5 protein-coding genes and 2 pseudogenes are annotated in these 5,777 nt (G+C 73.7%); 3 read left to right on the top strand and 4 right to left on the bottom strand.

All coding sequences use genetic code 11. The features are described 5' to 3' along the window. Nucleotides 1-474: pseudogene (locus GTW43_RS35835) on the top strand (NlpC/P60 family protein); the annotation flags it as partial. A 2-nt stretch (nucleotides 475-476) separates the two neighbouring features. Here GTW43_RS35835 and GTW43_RS35830 read toward each other — a convergent pair. Beyond that, nucleotides 477-752 (bottom strand): annotated as a pseudogene (locus GTW43_RS35830) (MaoC family dehydratase); the annotation flags it as partial. Nucleotides 753-865: 113 nt separating this feature from the next. On the opposite strand from GTW43_RS35830, the gene soxR reads away from it, so the two are divergent. Then, nucleotides 866-1,339: a redox-sensitive transcriptional activator SoxR gene (gene soxR / locus GTW43_RS35825; RefSeq protein WP_161306147.1), complete on the top strand. Its 474-nt coding sequence runs from the start codon at nucleotides 866-868 to the stop codon at nucleotides 1,337-1,339. On the opposite strand, the gene GTW43_RS35820 is transcribed toward soxR, so the two are convergent. Then, a complete protein-coding gene (locus GTW43_RS35820; protein ID WP_343246222.1) occupies nucleotides 1,290-2,627 on the bottom strand; it encodes a solute carrier family 23 protein in 1,338 nt (445 codons plus the stop codon). The genes soxR and GTW43_RS35820 overlap by 50 nt on opposite strands. Then, entirely contained in the window at nucleotides 2,612-3,730 is a 1,119-nt protein-coding gene (locus tag GTW43_RS35815; RefSeq protein ID WP_161306146.1) for an aryl-sulfate sulfotransferase, read from the bottom strand. The genes GTW43_RS35820 and GTW43_RS35815 overlap by 16 nt, the downstream gene beginning before the upstream one ends. Nucleotides 3,731-3,868: 138 nt before the next feature. Between GTW43_RS35815 and GTW43_RS35810 the strand changes: the two genes are divergently transcribed. Further along, entirely contained in the window at nucleotides 3,869-4,444 is a 576-nt protein-coding gene (locus tag GTW43_RS35810) for an XRE family transcriptional regulator (protein ID WP_161306145.1), read from the top strand. 19 nt (nucleotides 4,445-4,463) lie between these two features. On the opposite strand, the gene GTW43_RS35805 is transcribed toward GTW43_RS35810, so the two are convergent. Beyond that, on the bottom strand, nucleotides 4,464-5,531 hold the full coding sequence (locus GTW43_RS35805) for an RNA ligase (ATP) (RefSeq protein ID WP_161306148.1): 1,068 nt from the start codon (nucleotides 5,529-5,531) through the stop codon (nucleotides 4,464-4,466). Between the last annotated feature and the right edge of the window lie 246 nt (nucleotides 5,532-5,777).

Raw genomic sequence — 5,777 nt, 5'->3', positions numbered from 1 at the left:
GCCACCGCCGGCACCGTCATCGGCGGCCTGGCCCCCGCCGCGGGCGCGGCCCCCCAGCGGGCCGCGGACCAGCGCGAGGTCAGACCCGGTGACCCGGCCCCGCCCGGCGCCGACGCCGTGTCCACCCCGCAGGGCGGCACCGGCCCGCTGCACGGGGCCCCGGGCTCCGCGGCGTCCGGCGTGGACCTGGCCCCGAAGGCGGCGCCGCGCGCGACGACCCGGGACGCGATCATCAAGCGGGCCAAGTCCTGGGTCGCGGCGAAGGTCCCGTACAACATGAACAAGTTCTGGCGCGACGGCTACCGCCAGGACTGCTCGGGCTTCGTCTCGATGGCCTGGGACCTGCCCGGCAACGAGTGGACCGGCAGCCTCGCCCGCTACGGCACGAAGATCTCCAAGTCCGAGCTGCAACCCGGCGACATGCTCCTCTTCCACAACCCGGCCGACCCGGAGAAGGGCTCGCACGTCGTCATCTAGTAGTTGACGCCCATCTTCATGCCCTCGACCGCGATCAGCTGCGGGCCGAACAGCGGCAGCAGCGACAGGGTCAGGTACCCGTGCGCGATCGTCGTGCCGAACGGGCCGTCCTTGGCGCGCTCCGGGTCGACGTGGATCCACTGGTGGTCACCCGTCGCCTCGGCGAACCGGTCGATGCGCTCCTGCGCGATCTCGACCCAGTCGCTGTACCCGAGCTGCTCCCCGACGGCGCCCTTCAGCTCGTCGACACTCTTGAAAACCCGCGGCTCCGCCATGTTCAGTGGCCTCCGTCTGCGTACGATCCCGATGCTCACATGGATGTCTAAGCGCTTGCTCAGTGCTCTGCGCATGCTAACAACGCAACCGCGCGCGGGCTAGGCTCGGACGGGTGCCGCAGATTCCCGAGAAGATCCACGAGCTCACCGTCGGCCAGCTGTCGGCGCGGAGCGGCGCCGCCGTGTCCGCGCTGCACTTCTACGAGTCCAAGGGGCTGATCCGCAGCCGGCGCACCGCGGGCAACCAGCGGCGCTACTGCCGGGACACCCTGCGCCGGGTCGCCTTCGTCCGGGCCGCGCAGCGCGTCGGCATCCCGCTGGCCACCATCCGCGACGCCCTCGCCGAGCTGCCCGAGGAGCGGACCCCGACCCGGGAGGACTGGGCCCGGCTCTCCGAAGCCTGGCGCGCCGAGCTCGACGAGCGGCTGCGGCAGCTGAACCGGCTGCGCGACCATCTGACCGACTGCATCGGCTGTGGCTGCCTCTCCCTGGAGACGTGCGTGCTGTCCAACCCGGACGACGTCTTCGGCGAGCGCCTCACCGGTTCCCGGCTGCTGGGTGAGCGCCGGGAGCCGCGGGCCTCGTGAGCCGCGGCCCCAGGAGGCGGAACGCGGCGCCGAGCGCCACCGCCGCGATCGCCCCGGCCGCGACCCCGCTGCCGAACAGGGTCCGGGCCCACGAGGGCAGGTCCGTGTACATCTCCGGGGCCACGATCGGCAGCAGGCCGACGACCAGCGCGAGCGCCACGACGATGCCGTCCGAGCCGTGCGCGAGGTCGGTGCGGGCGAGCATGCCGAAGCCCATCACCGCGATCACCGCGTAGATCACCAGCCCGGCGGCGCCCACCACCGGTGCGGGGATCGCCGCGAGCAGCCGGGACAGCGGCGTGCACAGCCCGCACACGACGAGCAGCGCGCCGGCCGCCGCCGTGACGAACCTGCTGCGCACGCGGGTCAGTTGGACGATGCCGATGTTCTCGGCGCTGGTCACCATCAGCGAGGCGCCGAAGAGGCCGGAGCCGAGCGAGACCAGCGCGTCGGCGCGGGCGATGCGCGGCACGTCCCGGCCGGGGTCGGGGGTGCGGCCGACGGCCTCGCTGTTGAGGACGGTCTGCCCGGTGGCCTCCGCGAGCGAGGCGAGCGCGAAGACGAGCAGCGGGACGGCCGCCAGGAGATCGATGTGCGGGGTGCCGTACGGCAGGAGGACCGGCAGGGCGAAGGCGTCGCCGGACGCGACGTGCGGGGCGCTGCCCGTCAGGGCGGCGAGCGCCGTCCCGCCGGCCAGGCCGAGCAGCACGGCCATCTGCCGCCACACGCCCCGCAGGACGAGGAAGAGGACCGCGACGATGCCGAGCGTCGCGAACGCGAGACCGGGTCCCGCGACGACCATCGGCGCCGTCACCTTGATCATGTTGATGCCGATCAGTACGACGGTCGTCCCCATGACCAGGGGCGGGAAGAGCCGGACCAGACGCCCGTAGAAGGGCAGGACGCAGAGCAGGAACGCGGCCGCCACCAGCACCGACCCGGAGGCGGTGGCCGGGCCGTACTCCTGCGCGATCTGCAGGAAGATCGCGACGGCGGCGCCACCGGGCAGCATCAGGAAGGGGAGCCGGGCGCCGGCCCGCAGGGCGCGCACACCCAGCGACTGGAGGAGCGCCCCGACGCCGCAGAGGATCAGGGTCGCGCTCAGCAGGGACGCGGTCCGCCCCGCGGGCAGCTTCAGGGTCGTGGCGATCAGGAGGACGGAGGAGACGGGGGCGGCCACGCCTGCCAGCAGGTGCTGGCAGGCGAGCGGGACGAGGCGCCGCAGCGGGAGCCGCTCGTCGACGGGTGCGACGGATGGTGCGGGCGCCGCGGTCACCGGCTCAGCCACGGCAGCTCGGCCGCGGAGTAACGGTAGGAGCGGAACACGGCGTTGGGCTCGGAGGGGAAGAGCGAGCGGACCTCTTTCTCCGTGTAGCCGCCGAAGTACGGGACGACGTACTCCCAGCACAGATAGCCGTCCGCGGTCACCTCGAAGAGGCGCCCGGCGGGGGAGTCGGTGATCAGCGTGTTCCCGTTCGGCAGGCGCTGGGCGCTGCCCATGAACGGCGCGAAGAACGACTCGCGGGCCGGGTCGTGGTACTCCCACACGATCTCGCCGCCGGCGCGGTCGATCTCGATGACCCGGCTGAACGGCACGTCGCAGTGCGGCCGGAAGACGCCGTTGTCGAAGACCAGGATGGTGCCGCCGGGCAGCTCGGTGGGGCAGTGCTGCTGCGAGACGACGCCCGGCTCGGAGCGCCAGACGATGTCCCCGCTCGCCCGGTCGATGACGACGACGGCGGACACGGAGCGCAGGCTCGCGAGCACCGTGCCGTCGGCGAGCGGCAGCACGCTGTTGATCAGCGGGTAGTGCTCGCGCGCGTAGTCGGGGTGCAGCGGGAACGCGGCAGGGTCCAGGTGCTCGGCCACCCGCCACTGCCAGGTGCGGTTCCCCTCGGCGTCGACCTCGACGATCGTGTCCGCCCACACCGTGTCGCCGCCCGCCTCGGAGCCGGGGACGCCGCCGCGGACGGCCGCCGCCGCGTCGCCGGTGAGCGGTTCGAGGGCGGTGTAGAGGAGCCGACCGTCCCCGTAGTGGTGGGCGTCGTGGTGCTGGAGCGGGTCCCGGTGCTCGCGGACGACCTTGCCGTCGGGGGTGATCTCCTGCATCAGCCCGCCGCGGTACTTGTGCCACATGGGGAACAGGGCGGGCTCGTCCGGCAGGACCGCGTTGTACGCGAGATGGCCGTTCGGCAGGATCCGCGCGTGCCGTCCCGGGCGGTGCGGCAGGTCCCAGCGGTGCACGATCTCGCCGTGCAGGTCGATGAGATACACCTCGCCGGTGCCGGTCAGCGGGGCGAACAGGGTGTAGCCCTCGTACGCCGCGTCCTCGTCGAGGGCGATCAGGCCGGTGCCGCGGCGGCGGCGCTGGTTCTGGTCCACGCGTGCCATGGAGACCTCCGTCGGTGAGGGGACGGGGGAGTGGCCCGGCCGCCCCTGTGTTTAACTTTCTTAAGTACTGATTAACGAGTTAAGCACGACGGTAGGCTGCGGGGGAACGGGCAGGCAGCGAAAGGGCGTTACAGGTTCATGAACAACGGCAAGGCGGGCACCGGCGACGACGCGCCGCGCGTGGGCCCCGGCATCCGGCGCAGACGGCGCGCCCTCGATCTGACGCTCGCCGACGTGGCGGGCCGGGCCGGCGTCTCCGTCCCCTTCCTGAGCCAGGTGGAGAACGGGCGCTCGCGCCCGAGCATGAGCTCACTCCAGCGGATCGCCGACGCCCTCGACACCACCGCCGTCCAGCTCCTCGCCGCCGCGCAGGGCCCCCGCCCGGTCGACGTCGTGCGCGACGCGGGCCCCGCCGCCGTCCGCGACGGGGTCCGCCCGCTGATCCGTGGCCACCAGCCGCTGCACGCGCTGGAGTTCACCGGCGACCACGACTGGGGCCGCGAGTACCGGCACCGCGGCGACGAGATCCTCTACGTCGCCGACGGCTCGGCCGAGGTCGAGGCGGACGGCAGCCGGTACGTCCTGGAGCGCGGCGACACGCTCTACTGCGCCGCCGGGCTCCCGCACCGCTGGCGTCCGCTGACCCCCGGCACCCGGGTGCTGGTCGTCGGCATCGCCGACCACGTGCAGATCACGGGCGACGGAGACCGCTGACCCGGCCCGCCGGCCCCGCCTACTCGTACTCGGTGCCGCCCTTGCGGGTCAGGTACGCCGGGCTGACCGCCTTGACGATCGCCCGGCCGCCGGTGACCGGGCTGTACCGCTCGACCGCCGGGCGCACCACGACGCCCTCGCGCAGATGCAGGGCGCGGCCCGACACGGTCTCCCGGCCGTCGGCCAGCGCCAGGATCCGCTCCAGATCGAAGGGGCCCTCGAACAGCCGGGGCACCAGCGGCAGTTCACCGTCGAGCAGCCGCGCCGCGTCCAGCCAGCGCACCTGCCCGCCCACCTCGGCCGCCACGTCGAACGCGGCGTACCCGAGGGTGTCCCTGCGCCCGTCCGCGCCGTACGTCAGGTCCTGCACCCCGTCGCCGAACACCTCGCCGAAGATGCCGACGCGCGTGGCGCCGAGCCGCTGGGCGAGCCGGGCCGCCGCCTCCGCGACACCGTGGCCGCGCACCGCGCGCCAGTACAGGTTGCGCGGATCCTCGGCCAGGGCGAGGGACTTGGCGCCGAAGCCCTTCGAGGACACCCGCACCCGGCCGCCGTCCGCGCTGTACGTCAGCAGACAGGCCGAGCCGTGCAGCTTCTCGGTGACGACGACGGCCTCGCCCGGGGCGAACACGTCCGGGTAGCGGCGCACGTTCTCGATGTCGACCCACGGCAGCAGCTCCGGAGCGGACTCCACGTCGCCGTTCATCGTCGGCGGCACGGGCGGCACCCACTTCGTGACGCCGAGCCGCTCCGCGAAGTCCGTGCCGTCCGCGGCGGCCGCCGCCAGGTCCACGTCCCCGAGCGCGGCCGGCCGGCACACGATGCCCTGCGACAGCTCGCCGCGCAGCCGGACCGCCTTGACGCGGTCCGCGTTCCCGCCCGCCAGGCGTCCGGTCAGGCCCAGCTCCTCGATGAGCGCGGCGGGCAGCACCGACTGCTCGGGCAGGTACACGGCGAACTCGCCCGTCCGGTAGGCCCCCTTGGTGACCACCGCGCGGTACAGGCCCACCTGGGCCAGCTCCAGCGCGTCGGCGTTCGGGTGCGGGTGGACGGTCAGGGGCTCGGCGGTGACGCGCAGCGTCGACATGGCACGGGACTCCTCGTTCGGGTCGTGGGGCACTGCGACGAGGCTGTCGCGTGCAAACCCGCTGGAGCCAGCCGTTTTCCGGCTGCTACGGTCGCGGCGCCGGGGCGCCCGGCCGGGGTCCGGGGGTGCGCCGCCGTGGGCCGCACCCCCCGTTCTGCTACGCCGAGACCAGCAGCCGCGACCGGCGGGCCGTCGCCAGGGCCGCGGCCGTCAGCACCGGCCGCGGGACGACGATGCCGCAGTGCA

It is taken from the genome of Streptomyces sp. SID5785 (genome assembly GCF_009870065.1).
Classification (GTDB): Bacteria; Actinomycetota; Actinomycetes; order Streptomycetales; family Streptomycetaceae; genus Streptomyces.
Note: the sequence above shows the minus strand (reverse complement) of the source record. Positions and strands in the feature narration are given on the sequence as shown.

Coding starts and splice junctions, on each gene's coding strand:
- GTW43_RS35805 (WP_161306148.1), bottom strand. CDS start 5,531: ATGTCGACGCTGCGCGTCACCGCCGAGCCCCTGACCGTCCACCCGCAC.
- GTW43_RS35810 (WP_161306145.1), top strand. CDS start 3,869: ATGAACAACGGCAAGGCGGGCACCGGCGACGACGCGCCGCGCGTGGGC.
- GTW43_RS35815 (WP_161306146.1), bottom strand. CDS start 3,730: ATGGCACGCGTGGACCAGAACCAGCGCCGCCGCCGCGGCACCGGCCTG.